This window comes from Arthrobacter sp. SDR-2R (assembly GCF_057747955.1).
The window spans coordinates 3,205,744-3,222,293 of record NZ_CM173231.1; the positions used below are offsets into that span (position 1 = coordinate 3,205,744).

The window sequence follows — 16,550 nt, forward strand, 5'->3', positions numbered from 1 at the left end:
TGTGCAGCCTTACCCTACTCTTCGATGACCAGCAGCAGGTCCCCGCCCTGGACCTGCTCCACCGCTGAGATGGCCAGGCGGGAAACCTTGCCGCCCACCGGCGTCGTGATGGACGCCTCCATCTTCATGGCCTCGATGGTTGCCACCGTGTCACCCGCGTTGACGGAATCGCCGGGCTTGACCGTGACGGTAACGGCACCTGCGAACGGTGCGGCCACCTGCCCGGGCTGGGCGGGATCGGCCTTCTCGGCGGCCTTGACGTTGCTGACCACCGACCGGTCGCGCACCATGACCGGGCGGGACTGGCCGTTGAGGGTGCACATGACGGTGCGCATGCCCTTCTCGTCCGGCTCCGAGACCGCCTCCAGGGAAGCAATCAGCCGGACACCGCGCTCCAGCTGGATCTCGTGCTCGGTGCCGCGCTGCAGCCCGTAAAGGTAGTCGCGGGTATCCAGCACGGAGATGTTGCCGTAGGTCTCCACGCTCTTCAGGTAATCCTTGGTGGGACCGTCGAAGAGCAGCCGGTTCAGCGTGCGCTGGCGGGTCTTGGAATCAGACTTCAGTGCGGCGCTGTCCTCGGCGCTGAGTTCCACGTCGCGGACTTTCACGCTGCGGCCTTGGAGGGCCTTGGTGCGGAAGGGCTCCGGCCAGCCTCCGGGAGGATCACCGAGCTCGCCGGACAGGAAGCCGATCACGGAGTCCGGAATGTCGTAATTCTGCGGATTCGCCTCAAAATCAGCGGGATCGGCGTTCAGGCCCACCAGGTGCAGGGCAAGGTCGCCCACTACCTTAGACGACGGCGTCACCTTGACCAGATGCCCCAGGATGCGGTCCGCGGCGGTGTACATGTCCTCGATGGCTTCGAACCGCTCCCCCAGCCCCAGCGCCATGGCCTGCTGGCGCAGGTTGGACAGCTGGCCGCCCGGGATCTCGTGCTTGTACACGCGGCCGGTGGGGCCGGGCAGGCCCGACTCGAACGGTGCGTACACGCGGCGGACGGCCTCCCAGTACGGCTCGAGCGAGCTGACGGCGTCCAGGCTGATGCCGGTGTCCCGTGGAGTGTGGGCAAGGGCGGCGACAAGGGCCGACGCCGAGGGCTGGCTCGTGGTGCCGGCCAGGGATGCGGAAGCAACGTCCACGGCATCCACACCCGCGTCGACGGCGGCCAGCAGCGTGGCCAGCTGGCCACCGGCGGTGTCGTGCGTGTGCAGGTGGACCGGCAGGTCGAACCGTTCGCGGAGGGCAGCCACGAGCCTGGCGGCAGCTGCGGGACGGAGCAGGCCGGCCATATCCTTGATCGCCAGGATGTGGGCTCCGGCGTCGACGATCTTCTGTGCCAGCTGGAGGTAGTAGTCCAGCGTGTAGAGCTTCTCCTCCGGGTCCAGCATGTCGCCCGTGTAGCAGAGGGCCACCTCGGCGACGGCGGTGCCGGTGGCGCGCACGGCACGGATGGCCGGTGCCATCTGGCTGACGTCGTTCAGGGCGTCGAAAATGCGGAAAATGTCGATGCCGGTGGCGGCCGCCTCGTTGACGAACGCCTCGGTGACCTCCTCCGGGTACGGTGTGTAGCCAACGGTGTTCCGGCCGCGCAGCAGCATTTGGATGCAGACGTTCGGCATGGCGGCGCGCAGGGCAGCGAGCCGGTCCCAGGGGTCCTCCCCCAGGAAGCGCAGCGCGACGTCATAGGTTGCTCCACCCCAGGCTTCCACGGACAGCAGCTGTGGAAGGAGCGCCGTGACGGCCGGACCGGCGGCAACGAGGTCCCGGGTGCGGACGCGGGTGGCCAGCAGGGACTGGTGCGCATCGCGGAAGGTGGTGTCCGTGACGGCCACGGCGTTCTGCTCCCGCAGCGCCTTCGCGAAGCCTTCCGGCCCCAGCTCGAGGAGTTTCTGGCGCGAACCCGGTGCTGCCGTTATGCCTTTTACGTCAGGCAGCTTCCGGGCGGGATTGGAGTGCACGGTCAATTCACCGTTGGGCTTGTTGACGGTGACGTCGGCCAGCCAGGTGAGGAGCTTCGTGCCGCGGTCTGCCGAAACGCGGGCCTTGAGCAATTCCGGGCGCTGGTCAATGAAGTTCGTGGCCACATCCCCGGCGATGAAGTCGGGATCGTCCAGCACTGCCTGGAGGAAGGGGATGTTCGTGGAGACACCGCGGATGCGGAATTCGGCCAGGGCACGGCGGGCCCGGGCCACTGCTGCCGGGTAGTCCCGGCCGCGGCAGGTGAGCTTGACCAGCATGGAATCAAAGTGGGGGCTGATTTCGGCGCCGGAGTAGACCGTACCGCCGTCCAGCCGCACGCCGGCACCGCCGGCCGAACGGTAACCGGTGATCTTTCCAACGTCGGGCCGGAAACCGTTTGCGGGATCTTCCGTGGTGATGCGGCTCTGCAGTGCTGCGCCGCGCAGCTTGACGGAGTCCTGTGACAGGCCAAGGTCGGCGAGGGTCTCGCCGGAGGCGATCCGCATCTGGGCCTGGACCAGGTCCACGTCCGTGACTTCCTCGGTGACCGTGTGCTCCACCTGGATGCGCGGGTTCATTTCGATGAAGACGTGCTGGCCTGCCCGCTCGCCCTCGGTGTCCACCAGGAACTCGACGGTACCGGCGTTGACGTAGTTCAAGGCCTTGGCGAACTTCACCGCATCGCGGTAGAGGGCCTGGCGGATGCCTTCATCCAGGTTGGGGGCCGGAGCGATCTCGATGACCTTCTGGTGCCGCCGCTGGATGGAACAGTCGCGCTCGAAAAGGTGCATGACGTTGCCTTCGGCGTCCGCGAGGATCTGCACCTCGATGTGCCGCGGGCGCAGGACAGCCTGCTCCAGGAACATGGTGGGGTCACCGAACGCCGCGTCCGCTTCGCGCATGGCCGATTTCAATGCCTCGGGCAGGGCCTCGCGGGTATCCACGCGGCGCATGCCGCGGCCGCCGCCGCCTGCCACAGCCTTGGCGAAGATGGGGAATCCGATCTCATCGGCCGCGGCCAGGAGCTCGTCCAGGTCCTTGGACGGCTCGCTGGACTTCAGGACCGGCACACCCGCCTCGCGGGCCGCCTTCAGGGCGGCAACCTTGTTGCCCGCAAGCTCCAGCACCTCGGCGGGCGGACCCACGAAGGTGATGCCGGCTTCCTTGGCCGCACGCGCCAGGTCCGGGTTTTCCGACAGGAAGCCGTAGCCCGGGTAGATGGCGTCCGCGCCGGACTCCTTGGCCACCCGTACCACTTCTGCGACGTCGAGGTATGCCCGGACGGGGTGGCCTTCCTCGCCAATCAGGTACGCCTCGTCCGCTTTCTGGCGATGGATCGAGTTTCGGTCCTCTTGGGGAAAAACGGCAACGGTCTTGGCGCCCAGCTCGTAGCCGGCGCGGAAGGCCCTGATCGCGATTTCACCGCGGTTGGCCACCAGAATTTTGGAAAACATGCTTCTCCTGCATCATTGCGGGGTGGATCGATGAGTGGTCACAGTGTCTAGGACCTACAAGGACAAACACAAATCTTTGTGGCAACAGTCACAGATTTTCCCGTCATGTCCCGATCGCTTTCAGCCTGGCTGGCGGAAACCGCCCCGGCAGCACAGTCGGTGCCATGCCGACGCCCGGTAAAGCAGGATTCGCCGACGCATCAACATATGATGAGTAGGGCGGCAGGACCGTCCGGCTTCGGCTCTGCCGAGGCAAACATTACCCCCAACACGGCATCCGGCGTTAGGTTTTGGTCTCTCAAGTGCAAGTAGTCAGCATCAGCAGCCTCAAGGGTGGAGTCGGCAAGACTTCCGTCACCACAGGATTGGCGTCTGCGGCGCTTGCCGCCGGAGTCCGCACGCTGGTGGTGGACCTGGATCCGCACGCCGACGCCACCACGGCCCTCGGCGTTCAGCCGGGCGACCAGTTGGATATCGGCCGGATGCTGAAGAGCCCACGAAGGGCGAAACTGGCCGGGAACGTGGTGCGCAGCAGCTGGGCTGACCGCACCCCCTCCAACGGCGCCGGGCCCGCTGTCCTGGATGTCGCCGTCGGCTCTGCCTACACCGGAATCTACGACCGGCCGGACCTTGGCCGCCGGGACCTCCGCAGGCTTTCCGCCGTGCTCGCCGGCGCGGAAGAGTACCAGCTTGTCCTCATCGATTGCCCGCCGTCGCTCAACGGCCTGACGCGCATGGCGTGGGCTGCCAGCGACAAGGTCGCCCTGGTTGCCGAACCTGGCCTGTTCTCGGTTGCCGGCACGGAACGCACCATGCGGGCCATCCAGCTGTTCAAGCAGGAGTTTGCGCCCAATCTGTCACCGGCGGGCATCGTGGCCAACCGCGTCCGCAGCGGCTCTTCCGAGCACACCTACCGCCTGGCGGAGATGGAGTCCATGTTCGGCGAACTCCTGCTGAGCCCGCGGATTCCCGAACAGGCCAACTGGCAGCAGATCCAGGGCGCGGCGCACCCCGTCCACCACTGGCCCGGGGATTCAGCCAAGTCCGCGGCCGGTTTGTTCGACGAACTGCTGTCCACCCTGATGGCGTCCGGCAAGGGTCTGCGCAGCCGCGCCCGCTAGGACCTCACGTCTTAAAGAATCAGGGCGGCACTCCAGCTGGAGGGCCGCCCTGATTGTTTACGTGTAAGAACCAGTCAGCTGATCTTCCGGGCGGCGCGCCGCTTGCTCAGTTCATCGTCCGGAAAGGACTGCTCGGCGGCATGCTCGCTGGGCAGGGACGCGAGGCTGCCTTCCACCTCGCGCCAGACGCGTCCCACGGCAATGCCGAAAACGCCTTGGCCGCCCTGCACCAAATCAATGACTTCGTCCGCGGACGTGCACTCGTAGACACTGGCGCCGTCGCTCATGAGCGTGATCTGGGCCAGGTCCTCGACGCCGCGTTCCCGGAGGTGTTCAACGGCGGTGCGGATCTGCTGAAGGGAAACGCCGGTGTCGAGGAGCCGCTTGACCACCTTGAGCACCAGGATGTCCCTGAATCCGTACAACCGCTGGGAGCCGGATCCTGCCGCGCCGCGGACGGCCGGCTCAACCAGGCCCGTCCGGGCCCAGTAATCGAGCTGGCGGTAAGTAATGCCTGCTGCCTTGCAGGCCGTAGGACCGCGGTAGCCGGCGTCCTCGTCCAGTACGGGAAGGTCCTCGGTGAACAGGAGGCCCTGGGCACCGCTCACGGGCACAGCAACACCAGCCGTGGGCTGTTTCAGCCCGCCTGCTTCGCCTTTGGGACTCACCTGGATCCTCCTTGTCGTACGCTCCCGGGAACTTGTAACGGCAAGCCTTGGCATGAAGACCATGCGTGTAATTATTCCGCGGGGCGCACTTTCCAGTGTGACTTGCGCGGCTGCCGTAAGCAAGGGAACTTGATACTTCGACGTTAGGCCCGGCAGGTCCCCAGGTCAAAGACCTTCGGGGGTTGGAAGAGGCGTGTCGAAACTTTCAGGCTTAACTTTAACCTTAACGTGACCTTAGCCGTCGAAATCCTCAGGTTCCACATCGTCAAGGAACTCACGGAAGCGGCGCAGTTCGCGCTCCTCATCCACGGTGGGGCCGGGCTCTGTATCCTCGCCTTCGTCGTGCTCAGTGATGCGGACGCCGGCCTCATCCATCACGGAGTCGGCGCACCAGATCCGGCACTTGGCGCGGAGCGCCACCGCAAGGGCATCAGACGCCCGCGAGCTCACCGTGGTCCCATTTTCGAACTGCAGCTGCCCGTAGAAGATGTTGTCCTCCACCGCGACGATGTTGACACTGACCACTGAGTGGCCCAGGGACTCCACGACGTCCACCAGGAGATCATGGGTCATGGGCCGGGGCGGGACCACACCCTGCTGGGCAAGGGCGATGGCGCTGGCTTCCGGGGTGCCGATCCAAATGGGGACGTGGCGTTCGCCGTGCATCTCCTTGAGCAGGACCAGCGGCTGGTTTGAAGGCAGTTCGATGCGAACGCCTACAATCTCGACTTCAATCATCAGATGTCCATGCGTGAGATGTGGTCCTGCACCAGGGCCCGGTGCAGGGTGAGGCAAAGATCGCTGATCTCGCGGGCCGCCTCTGCCGCGCGCGCCTGTGATGCAGAGTCCTTGCGCGAGGCAAGCGGCGCCACAGCGCGTTCCACCAGGCCGAATTCCCGTTCGGCCGCGGCCTGGAAAGGCCGCAGGTGCCTTGGTTCCAGCCCGTGGCTTTCCAGCTGGACGCACGCGCGGGCCACCTGGAGGGCATGTTCGTCGAACTGGCCGTTGCTGTGGCTGATGAGGCCGAAGCTCAGGAGCGACTGCAGCAGGGGCACGCTGGCGCCGGATTCGGTGCGGAGCTGTTCCTCGCTCAGTTTCCGGCCGCGGTTCTGAAGTTCGGCGGCCAGCTCGTCGGAGACTATGCGCGGGGAAACCACGACGCCGGGAGGCAGGTTCTCCGGCCGTTCCCCCCTGTCAATGGCGTCAAGGTAGTCCTTGATGACTTTCAGGGGCAGGTACTGGTCCCGCTGCAGGGCCAGTACAAAGCGCAGCCGCTCCACGTCACCGTCGGAATACTGGCGGTAGCCGGCAGGGGTGCGGCGTGGGTTGATCAGTCCCTTTTCCTCAAGGAACCGGATCTTCGACGCGGTCATGCCAGGGAAGTCGGCGCTCAGCTGGGCGAGAACTTCGCCAATGTTCAGGACCTGGGGGCCCCGGCGTTCCGGTTGTGCCATTGCCACAGGCAGCGGTCCCCGGGTCAGCTGCGGCCTGCAGCCGTGGCAGGGCTCAGGTAGAAGGTGAGGCGGAATTTGCCGATCTGGACTTCGCTGCCGGACCTCAGCTCCACGCGGTCCACGCGGTCGTGGTTGACGTAGGTGCCGTTGAGGCTGTTCATGTCCACGACTTCGAAGCTGCGTGCCGTGCGCCGGAATTCGACATGGCGGCGCGAAACCGTGACATCGTCCAGGAAGATGTCCGCGTCCGGGTGGCGCCCCGCGGTGGTCACGTCCGAATCCAGCAGGAACCGGGCGCCGGCATTCGGCCCGCTGTGGGCCACGAGGAGCGCGGAACCGGCGGGCAGGGCTTCCACCGAGTTGCGCTCTTCCGAGGACAGCCTGGGCGCGATGGTGGGTTCATCGGTGATGGGGGTCAGATGGATCGAGGTGGTCTCCGACGCCTTAGCCGCACCCGTGCCGTAATCCCCATCGGCAGGGTTGTGTCTGTGGCCAGCCATGGATTCCTCCTCTGTGACGCTGCAGGCGCAAACCTGCAGCCAACGTTTGCTCTCCGGCCCTGCCAGCAGGTCCGGCGCCGGCTCCCGATCCGGGGGCTGACGTGCGAAGACGCTTTGCCTGCGGCGCGGGGCCGGACCGGAATTACCGGTTAGCTTTAGCCTACCTGTTGTTCGTACTCGGATGCACTGAGCAGGGACTCAACTGCATCCGGTTCGGCGAGTTTGACCTCGATGAGCCAGCCGTCACCGTAGGGATCGGTGTTGATCAGGGCCGAATCGCTGTCCAGGGAGTCGTTCCGGGCCACCACTTCGCCGGAAACGGGTGCGTAGATGTCGCTCACGCTCTTGGTCGACTCGACCTCGCCCACCACTTCGTTCGCCGTAATCTTCGTGCCGACTTCGGGCATCTGGGCGTAGACGACATCTCCAAGGGCGTCCTGGGCAAAGTCGGTGATTCCCACGCGGACCACGCCGTCGGCATTCGGGGCCGTGACCCACTCGTGTTCGGCGGTGTAGGACAGGTCTTCGGGAATGTTGCTCATGGGTGGCCTTTCATCGGGGTACGCGCCAATGTCAAAAAGGGGCCCGTAAAACGGGCCGCCGCTGAAAGTATAGGCATAACTGCCGGGGCCGGCGCGGGCGTTTCTGACAAGATGGGACCCATGAGTGCAAGCACCGGTTCAGCATGCCGGGGACAGGAAAGGTAGGCCATGCCGGAACTGCCTGAAGTCGCCGGTCTGGCCGCGTTCCTTGATGAACAGCTGCGGGGCTGCGTTGTAGCGAAACTCCAGATTGTCTCGTTTGCCGTGCTCAAGACGGCCGATCCGCCGTTCAACGCCATCGAGGGCCGCACCGTGTCCGGTGTCCGCCGGTTCGGAAAGTTCATCAGCATTGACACGGACGGCATTTCCCTGGTGTTCCATTTGGCGCGCGCGGGCTGGGTGCGCTTCACGGACTCCCCCGCCGACAGCCAGCTCAGGATGGGCAAGGGCCTCATCGCAGTGCGGGCTGCTTTCTCCGGTCCCGACGGGCCGCGCGGGCTGGACCTGACGGAAGCGGGCACCAAGAAAAGCCTGGCCGTCTACGTCGTGCGGGATCCGCAGGACGTGCCGGGCATCGCCACGTTGGGCCCGGATCCGTTTACCGAGGCGTTCGACGCCGACATGCTGGCTGCGATCCTGGCCGGCAGTTCGCAGCAGGTCAAGGGACTGCTGCGCAGCCAAAGCGTGATCGCCGGCATCGGCAACGCTTACAGCGACGAGATCCTCCATGCCGCCCGGGTCTCTCCGTTCGCCATCGCCAAATCCCTGGACCGGGAGACGGTGCAGGTGCTGTACGACGCCATCCACAGCGTGCTGGGCGAGGCGCTGGCCGAAGCAGCCGGCAAGCCGCCCAAGGACCTCAAGGACGTCAAACGCAGCCACATGCGGGTTCACGCCCGGACCGGACAGCCCTGCCCCGTCTGCGGCGACACGGTACGGGAAGTCTCATTCGCGGACACTGCCCTTCAGTACTGCCCCACCTGCCAGACCAAAGGCAAGATCCTGGCCGACCGCAGGACTTCGAAGTTCCTGAAGTAGGAAGATCCGGCACCCAAGGCATCCCGCGGCTGCGGACGGTGTCGCGGGTGACCGGATTGCGGTTCGGGACCTCTGGCCCTGCCCCGGAACACCCCTGGGGCGTAGCGTCTTGACCAAGGCTCGCATGTCTCGGTCACCACGAAGGGGTCACAATGCGCAGGTCCCGCCCCACAGTCATCGGAATGGCCTTGGCCCTCGCCCTCGGCGGTGGTCTCGGGGGCACGGCCCTGGTGCCCGCCGCGGCCGCCGTACCAGCGGTGGCGGTGCAGCGGAGCGGTCCGGCGTCGATGGCGGTCCAGCAGGCCGGTGACGACGCGATTGTCCAGCATTACGAGCAGCTCGGCGGCAGCGCATCGTTCCTCGGCACGCCAGTCGGGAGCGCGTACGACATCGCTGGGGGCCGCGCGCAGGATTACACGGCCGGCACCATCTACTGGAGCCCCGGCACCGGAGCCCACGAGGTCCATGGGGCAATCCGCGGACGCTATCTCGCCTTCGGCGGACCCGCAGGCCTCCTGGGCTTCCCACTCACCGACGAGACCGCCACCCCGGGCGCCGCCGGCCGATACAACGACTTCGCCGCAGGATCCATCTACTGGAGCCCCGCCACCGGAGCCCACGAAGTGCACGGGGCAATCCGCGGACGCTATCTCGCCTTCGGCGGACCCGCAGGCCTCCTGGGCTTCCCACTCACCGACGAGACCGCCGCCCCGGGCGCCGCCGGCCGATACAACGACTTCGCCGCAGGATCCATCTACTGGAGCCCCGCCACCGGAGCCCACGAAGTGCACGGGGCAATCCGCGGACGCTATCTCGCCTTCGGCGGACCCGCAGGCCTCCTGGGCTTCCCACTCACCGACGAGACCGCCACCCCCGGCGCCCCCGGCCGATACAACGACTTCGCCGCAGGATCCATCTACTGGAGCCCCGCCACCGGAGCCCACGAGGTGCACGGGGCAATCCGCGGACGCTATCTCGCCTTCGGCGGACCCGCAGGCCTCCTGGGCTTCCCACTCACCGACGAGACCGCCACCCCGGGCGCCCCCGGCCGATACAACGACTTCGCCGCAGGATCCATCTACTGGAGCCCCGCCACCGGAGCCCACGAGGTGCACGGGGCAATCCGCGGACGCTATCTGGAGCTCGGCGGCCCGGCAGGCGTGCTCGGATTCCCGCTGACGGACGAGACAGGCACCCCCGACGGGGTCGGCCGGTACAACCACTTCAGCGGCTCGAATGCCGGCTCGTCGATCTACTGGTCGCCCGCCACCGGAGCCCACGAGGTGTACGGCGCAATCCGGGCCCAGTGGGCGGCCCTCGGCTGGGAGCGCAGCCGGCTCGGCTACCCAACCAGCGGCGAGTACGGCATCACGGGCGGCCGCCGCAATGACTTCCAGCACGGTTCGATCCTGTGGCACGCGGCCAGCGGCAGGATCGAGGTCATCTACACCAGCGTCCCGCCGGCGCTCCTGGGCGTGGATCTTGAGCGCATTCCGACTGCGCAGAAGGTTGTCGCGCTCACGTTCGACGCCGGCGCCAACGACGCCGGCCTCCGATCGATCCTCGCCACCCTCGCAGCCAACGGCGTCCCGGGCACGTTTTTCCTCACTGGAGACTGGGTCAACCAGTTCCCCTCCGACCCGGCGCTGATCTACAACGCGGGGCATCGGATCGGCAATCACTCCATGACCCACCCGGACTTTACCGCCCTGACGGACGCCCAGATCACGGCCGAGATCAGCAGCGCGCAGAGGACCATCGAGGCCGCTGGAGGCGACCCGCTCCCGTTCTTCCGCTTCCCGTTCGGCGCCCGCGATTCCCGCACGATTGCAGACGCCAACGCCGCCGGGTACGCGGCGATCCGGTGGACCGTCGACACCTTGGGTTGGCAAGGCACCATGAACGGAACGCGCGGCCCGGGGTTTGTCGTCCAGCGCATCATGGCTTCCGCACAGCCCGGGGAGATTGTCCTGATGCACCTCGGCTCGAACCCCGACGACGGTTCAACGCTCGACGCCGCGGCCCTCCCGCAGGTGATCTCCCAGCTCCGGGCGGCAGGCTACGGCTTCGTCACCCTCGACGCCGCCCTCGGCTAGCTGGGCCACCGACGGGCTGGTTCATATCCCACCAACGCAAAAGCCGCGGAAACCCTAAGGTTTCCGCGGCTTTCTGGTCGGGCTGACAGGATTTGAACCTGCGACCCCTTGACCCCCAGTCAAGTGCGCTACCAAGCTGCGCTACAGCCCGCTGGTTCCGCCGTTCTCCGCTGAACTCAACCCGAGGGTTTTCATCAGCAGTCCGGCCGAACCACCTAGAAGAGCTTACACGATCCGGAGGGGTGCCTGTGACACTTTCCGGTGATCAGCCCCAAGGTGTGTCGCAATTAACGCTTCCGGCCACGCTTCTCGCGCACGCGCATGCTGACCTCAATCGGGGTTCCCTCGAATCCGAAGGTCTCCCGCAGGCGGCGCGTGATGAAACGGCGGTACCCGGGGTCCAGGAATCCCGTGGTGAACAGCACGAATTTGGGCGGGCGGCTGGAGGCCTGGGTGCCAAAGAGGATGCGGGGCTGCTTGCCGCCGCGGACCGGGTGGGGGTGGGCGGCCACGAGCTCGCCCAGGAAGGCGTTGAGGCGCCCGGTGGCGATCCGCTTGTCCCAGTTCTCCAGGGCAAGGTCCAGGGCCGGGACCAGGCGGTCCTTGTGCCAGCCGGTCTTTGCCGAAATGTTGACCCGCGGCGCCCATTCCACATGGGCCAGGTCCTGCTCGATCTCGCGCTCCAGGTAACGGCGGCGTTCATCGTCGAGCAGGTCCCACTTGTTGAATGCCAGGACCAGCGCGCGGCCGGACTCGATGGCCAACTGCAGGATGCGCACGTCCTGTTCGCTGAGGACCTCGTCCACGGCGAGGAGCACGACGGCGACCTCCGCCTTCTCGAGCGCGGCCTGCGTCCGAAGTGAGGCGTAGTAGTCAGCGCCCTGCGCCATGTGCTGGCGGCGGCGGATGCCGGCGGTGTCCACAAAGCGCCAGGTGCGGCCGCCGAGTTCAATGAATTCGTCAACGGGGTCACGCGTGGTTCCTGCGGTGTTGTCCACCACTACGCGCTCGGATCCTGCAAGCTTGTTCAGCAGCGAGGACTTGCCCACGTTGGGGCGGCCGATCAGGGCGATACGGCGCGGGCCGCCTGAGCGGTCTGTTCCCTCGATCGTTGAGTATTCAGGGAGCACGTCCATGACGTGGTCCAGGAGGTCCGCGACACCTCGGCCGTGAAGGGCAGAGACGGGGTAGGGCTCGCCGAAACCGAGGCCCCACAATGCGGCGCTGTCCGCTTCCTGGGCGAAGTCGTCCACCTTGTTGGCCACCATGATGACCGGCTTCTTACTGCGGCGCAGCATCTTCATGACGCCTTCGTCCGTGGCGGTGGCGCCCACTGCGGAGTCCACCACGAAAAGCACGGCGTCGGCGAGTTCCACGGCCATCTCGGCCTGCTCGGCGACGCGGGCGTGGATGCCGCGGGCGTCGTGCTCCCAGCCGCCGGTGTCCACCAGCGTGAAGTTGCGGCCGTTCCAGTTCGCGGAGTACATGACCCGGTCACGGGTGACGCCCGGGGTGTCCTCCACCACTGCTTCGCGGCGGCCCAGGATGCGGTTCACCAGCGTGGACTTCCCCACGTTTGGCCGGCCGATGATTGCCAGGACGGGATCCAGCTTGACGGGACCGTCAAAGTCCTCGTCGCCGTACTCCCCGCTCAGCAGGGCGGCATCGTCCTCGTCAAGCTCGTAATCCTCCAGGCCGGCCCGGAGGGAGGCGGCACGCAGCTCCGCTTCGTCGTCGCCAATCGCTGCCAGCCGTTCGGCAACCTGGTCGGTGCCGGTGGGAGTGTATTCGTCGTCGGTGCCGGAAGGCCCGGAAGTCTGGGTGGTGTCGCTCATTGCACTGTCCTTAGTGGTCATCTGCCGGCGTCCCCGGCTACTGCTGTCAAGTCGTTGTCGTCAGCGGAAGGCAAAGGCTGCCCGCTGAGTTGGATAGCGTCCTGGACGTGCCCGGCCAGCGCTGCACGAATGTCTTGCGCCGCCCTGTCCATTGAAGCACGCCCGCTTTCACCGGCCCGGCGGGCCAGGGTAAGGGCTGATCCGAAGCTGACGTGGAATCGCCGCCCCGGCCGCGGGACGAAGTCCAGGTGCTCGTCGCCCTGCCGGGTGCCCAGGATGGCCACCGGAACAACCGGTGCCCCGGAGTTCAGCGCCAGCCAGGCCACGCCCCCGTTGATGTCCGCGGCTGCCCCGCTCCCCCGCGTCCCTTCCGGAAGAATCCCAACGCAGCGTCCGGCGTCGAGCACGTCCTTGCAGCGCTGCAGCGCCGCCCGGTCACCCTGCCGGTCCACCGGAAGCTGCCCGGAGGCGGTGAGTACCCGGCCCAGGAAGCCCTGGAACATCTCCTGTTTTACCAGGATGTGCATGGGCCGCGGCGCCGCGCCGAACATGACCGGCCCGTCGAGGAAGCTGATGTGGTTGGCTGCGAAGATCACCGGACCGCCGGTGGGGACGTTGCTCCTGCCCCTCACCGTGGTCCTGTAGACCACGTGGTCCAGGATCCATCCCACCGGCCTGCTCCACGCCATGGTCAGTCGGGTTGGCACACCCGCCCGGGTCTCAGTCACGGTTGAGGACCTTTGTAACGATCACGAGGGCGGCATTGACGGTCTGCTCGAAGTCCAGGTCGGAGGAGTCCAGCGTGACCACGCCGTCTGCCGCCTGGGTGAAGTTCACCACAGTTGAGTCCCTGGCATCCCGGTGGGTCACCTGGGCTGCCAGCTGTTCGGCGTTCTGGGTACCGCCCAGCTGGATGCCGCGCCGGCGGAGGCGGGCTTCCTCGCTTGCGGTGAGGAGCATGCGCACCTCGGCTCCGGGCGCGACGACGGTGGTGATGTCCCGGCCTTCCACCACCATTCGGCGGTGGTGCTTTTCAATCAGGTCCCGCTGCCTGCGGATCAGTTCGGTCCGGGCACCAAGCGTGGTGGCCACGGAGCTGACCGCGGCGGAAATTGCCGGTTCGCGGATGGCATCGGTGACGTCCACGCCGCCTACCCGCACGTATTCCTCCTGGGGGCTGGTGCTCAGTTCCAGCACAAAGTCCCGGGAGGCCTGTTCCACGGCCGGCGTGTCATCAAGGTCAATCCCCTGGTTTACGCAGTACCAGGTCAGTGCGCGGTACATCGCTCCGGTGTCCAGGTAGGCCAGCCGCAGCCTGCGGGCAACCTCCTTGCTCACGCTGGATTTACCGGAGCCGGACGGTCCGTCGATGGCAACCACCAGCGGCCGGCCGATGCGCAGGGCGCGCATGGTCTCGAGGAGTTCCTGTGTCATTACTGAAGTACCCGCCATCCGCGGTCGTTGAGAGCTTCGATCAGGTGGTCGTGCTTGTTCGGCAACACAGACAATTCCACCATGCCAACGTTCTGTCCGGAGGAATGGTCCAGCCGAAGATCCTCGACGTTCACACCGATTTCACCGATCTCGGTGAGCAGCTGCGCGATCTGGCCGGGCTTGTCATCCACCAGGACGGTGAGCCAGGAGTATGCCTGCGGCGGGCCGCCGTGCTTGCCGGGAATCCGGGCCTGGCCGGCGTTGCCCTCACTGATCAGCTGTGCCAGGTCCAGCCGGGCTCCCGGTGCCGTGGGCTGTTCCAGGGTTCCGATGAGGCGGTTCAGGTCCTCGCGGACGCCGTAGAGGATCTCCACGACCTTGGCTGCATTCCCGCCGAGGATCTGCACCCAGAGGGTGGGATCGCTCGCGGCAATCCTGGTGACGTCCCGGAGGCCGTTGCCGGCCAGCGACAGGGCGTGCAGTGGCGTTCCCTGGAGGCGGCTGGCCAGCAGGGATGACATGACCTGGGGCAGGTGCGACACCAGGGCCACTGCTTCATCATGTTCGTCCGCCGTGAACTGCGAGACAACCGCTCCAAGATCCGAGGCAAGCGACCGTGCCACTTGCAGGGCAGCGCCGGAGGTCTCCCCGGAGGGGCACAGCACCCAAGGCATGGAGGTGAACAGCTCGCCGCGGGCGGCCACCGGTCCCGATTTTTCCCGCCCGGCCATGGGGTGGGTGCCCACGTACCGGGTGAGGTCGGCACCGAGGCTGCGCAGACGGGCCAGGATGTCAGCCTTGACGCTGGCTATGTCCACCACGACGGCGTCGGGGTAGTCAGCCAGCGCCTGGCACACGACGCCGGCCGTCACGTCCGGCGGGGCGGCAACCACAACCAGTTGCGGTTTGCGGCTGCCCAGCTCGGACAGGGGACGCCCGGCACCGATGTCCACCGCAACCGCCTGGTTGGTGGGTGACGGATCGGAAAGGAACACAGGTACGCCACGCCCCCGCAGGCCCAGCCCAATGCTGGTGCCCAGCAGTCCGGTACCAATCACCACCACCGGGCCATCCAGGTGGCCGCGGCCCTGGCTTTTGAACGCGGACATGCGTCAGAGTCCTACGGATGCCAGCAGGTGGCCGACTTCCTGCTTGCCCAGGTTGCGGATGCTGCCCTGGCGCTGGTCCCCGAGTCCGATGGGGCCCACCTTGACGCGGACCAGCCGCTGGACCGGGAAGCCGACAGCATCAAAGAGGCGGCGGACAATCCGGTTCTTACCCGAGTGGAGCACAACCTCGATCAGCACGTGGCCCGGGGTGGAGTCCACCAGGCGGAAGGAGTCAACGGACGCGAACCCGTCCTCCAGTTCCACGCCGGCTTTCAGCTGGGCGCCGACGCCCTGCGGGAACGGCCCGCGCACCTGCACCAGGTAGGTCTTGGGAACCTCGTAGGACGGGTGGGTCAGCCTGTTGGCGAGTTCGCCGTCGTTGGTCAGCAACAGCAGGCCTTCGGTGGCGACGTCGAGCCTTCCCACATGGAAGAGGCGTTCGCCGGTGTTCTTGTTGCTCTTCAGGAAGTCGCTGATGCACGGCCGGCCCTCGGGATCCTCCATGGTGGACACCACGCCCTTGGGCTTGTTGAACACCATGTAGACCAGGTTCTCGTCCAACTGGATCCGCAAGCCGTCAACATGGATGACGGCGGTCTTGGGATCGACGCGCATGCCGAGTTCCGTAACCACCTGGCCGTCCACCTCAACGCGGCCCTCGGCGATCATTTCTTCGCAGACGCGCCGGGATGCGACTCCGGCGGACGCCATTACTTTCTGGAGGCGCACGCCGTCTGCATCATGGAGTTCGGACTGCGGAACGTTTCCGCGGGGGCCCTTCTTCCGGCCGGGCTTGCGGACCGGACCCAGGTTCTGGCCGAAGCGTTCGCTGCCGAATGCACGGGAAGCGGCTGTCCCGGGTGCACCGGTACGCGGCTTGGGCTTGAGGGCACCGGGAGTTCCGGGAGCCTTCTTGGCGCCGGGCTTGCGTGCCGCGGGCTTGCGCGACGACGGCTTGGCGCCACGGGCGCCCTCCGATGCCCGTGCCTGCTGGTCCCCCGCCAGATCGGGGTCGATGAAGCGTTCCTCGCGCGGCTTGGGGGCGCGGTGGGGCCGGCCCCCGCCGAATCCTGCTGCCCGCTTGGCTGTTCCGCCGCGGGAACCGCCGCTGAAGCCGCCGCCCTGTGCGCTGCGCTGCTGGGAGTTGTTGCGCTCGTTGCCGCCGCGTCCCGAACTGTTACGTGGTGAACCCTGGCGTCCCGCCTGTGTCATGACCCGTCCTTCAATGTGTTTTGGCCGGCAGAGATGTCCAAGGACAACCCTAGCCAGCCGCGCAGACTTCGTCTGCCCTGATAGAAAACCTGATAAACAAACTGCTCATGAGACCGCTGCCGGCAGAA

At 66.6% G+C, this 16,550-nt stretch carries 13 protein-coding genes, 1 tRNA gene and 1 pseudogene; 3 read left to right on the plus strand and 12 right to left on the minus strand.

The features are described from left to right. Positions 1-14: 14 nt before the first annotated feature. The gene (locus tag AC3ANU_RS14800) at positions 15-3,413 is read right to left on the minus strand and encodes a pyruvate carboxylase (protein ID WP_018771497.1); all 3,399 of its coding nucleotides are present in this window, start codon (positions 3,411-3,413) and stop codon (positions 15-17) included. 302 nt (positions 3,414-3,715) lie between these two features. Here AC3ANU_RS14800 and AC3ANU_RS14805 point away from each other — a divergent pair, with 302 nt between their 5' ends. Continuing rightward, positions 3,716-4,534, plus strand: coding sequence for a ParA family protein (locus AC3ANU_RS14805; protein ID WP_018771496.1), 819 nt, complete (start codon positions 3,716-3,718; stop codon positions 4,532-4,534). Positions 4,535-4,608: 74 nt separating this feature from the next. Here the strand turns inward: AC3ANU_RS14805 and AC3ANU_RS14810 are convergent, their stop codons facing one another. The 5 genes from AC3ANU_RS14810 to gcvH form a co-directional block, all read right to left on the minus strand. Then, positions 4,609-5,202, minus strand: coding sequence for a MerR family transcriptional regulator (locus tag AC3ANU_RS14810; protein ID WP_018763528.1), 594 nt, complete (start codon positions 5,200-5,202; stop codon positions 4,609-4,611). Between the two features lie 234 nt (positions 5,203-5,436). Continuing rightward, on the minus strand, positions 5,437-5,940 hold the full coding sequence (locus AC3ANU_RS14815) for a bifunctional nuclease family protein (protein ID WP_018771495.1): 504 nt from the start codon (positions 5,938-5,940) through the stop codon (positions 5,437-5,439). Next, a complete protein-coding gene (ftsR, locus tag AC3ANU_RS14820) occupies positions 5,940-6,656 on the minus strand; it encodes a transcriptional regulator FtsR (RefSeq protein ID WP_018763526.1) in 717 nt (238 codons plus the stop codon). Before ftsR ends, AC3ANU_RS14815 begins: the two co-directional genes overlap by 1 nt. A gap of 23 nt (positions 6,657-6,679) precedes the next feature. Beyond that, entirely contained in the window at positions 6,680-7,156 is a 477-nt protein-coding gene (locus tag AC3ANU_RS14825) for an FHA domain-containing protein (protein WP_018771493.1), read from the minus strand. Positions 7,157-7,311: 155 nt separating this feature from the next. Continuing rightward, a complete protein-coding gene (gene gcvH, locus AC3ANU_RS14830) occupies positions 7,312-7,698 on the minus strand; it encodes a glycine cleavage system protein GcvH (RefSeq protein WP_018763524.1) in 387 nt (128 codons plus the stop codon). A 168-nt stretch (positions 7,699-7,866) separates the two neighbouring features. Between gcvH and AC3ANU_RS14835 the strand changes: the two genes are divergently transcribed. Together AC3ANU_RS14835 and AC3ANU_RS14840 are read left to right on the plus strand one after the other, a co-directional pair. Beyond that, a complete protein-coding gene (locus AC3ANU_RS14835; RefSeq protein ID WP_223994725.1) occupies positions 7,867-8,736 on the plus strand; it encodes an Fpg/Nei family DNA glycosylase in 870 nt (289 codons plus the stop codon). Positions 8,737-8,888: 152 nt separating this feature from the next. Further along, positions 8,889-10,832, plus strand: coding sequence for a polysaccharide deacetylase family protein (locus tag AC3ANU_RS14840; RefSeq protein ID WP_488314787.1), 1,944 nt, complete (start codon positions 8,889-8,891; stop codon positions 10,830-10,832). A gap of 74 nt (positions 10,833-10,906) precedes the next feature. On the opposite strand, the gene AC3ANU_RS14845 is transcribed toward AC3ANU_RS14840, so the two are convergent. From AC3ANU_RS14845 to AC3ANU_RS14870, 6 genes and pseudogenes are all read right to left on the minus strand, one after another. After that, a tRNA-Pro gene (locus AC3ANU_RS14845) sits at positions 10,907-10,983 on the minus strand. A 136-nt stretch (positions 10,984-11,119) separates the two neighbouring features. Then, complete coding sequence (gene der, locus AC3ANU_RS14850; RefSeq protein ID WP_018772027.1) at positions 11,120-12,667, minus strand: ribosome biogenesis GTPase Der; 1,548 nt, start codon at positions 12,665-12,667, stop codon at positions 11,120-11,122. A 10-nt stretch (positions 12,668-12,677) separates the two neighbouring features. Then, positions 12,678-13,356, minus strand: a pseudogene (locus AC3ANU_RS14855) (lysophospholipid acyltransferase family protein). A gap of 31 nt (positions 13,357-13,387) precedes the next feature. Continuing rightward, entirely contained in the window at positions 13,388-14,101 is a 714-nt protein-coding gene (cmk, locus tag AC3ANU_RS14860; protein WP_488314788.1) for a (d)CMP kinase, read from the minus strand. Beyond that, complete coding sequence (locus AC3ANU_RS14865) at positions 14,101-15,210, minus strand: prephenate dehydrogenase (protein WP_488314789.1); 1,110 nt, start codon at positions 15,208-15,210, stop codon at positions 14,101-14,103. The genes cmk and AC3ANU_RS14865 overlap by 1 nt, the downstream gene beginning before the upstream one ends. A gap of 3 nt (positions 15,211-15,213) precedes the next feature. Further along, positions 15,214-16,422, minus strand: coding sequence for a pseudouridine synthase (locus AC3ANU_RS14870; protein WP_488314790.1), 1,209 nt, complete (start codon positions 16,420-16,422; stop codon positions 15,214-15,216). Positions 16,423-16,550 lie beyond the last annotated feature (128 nt).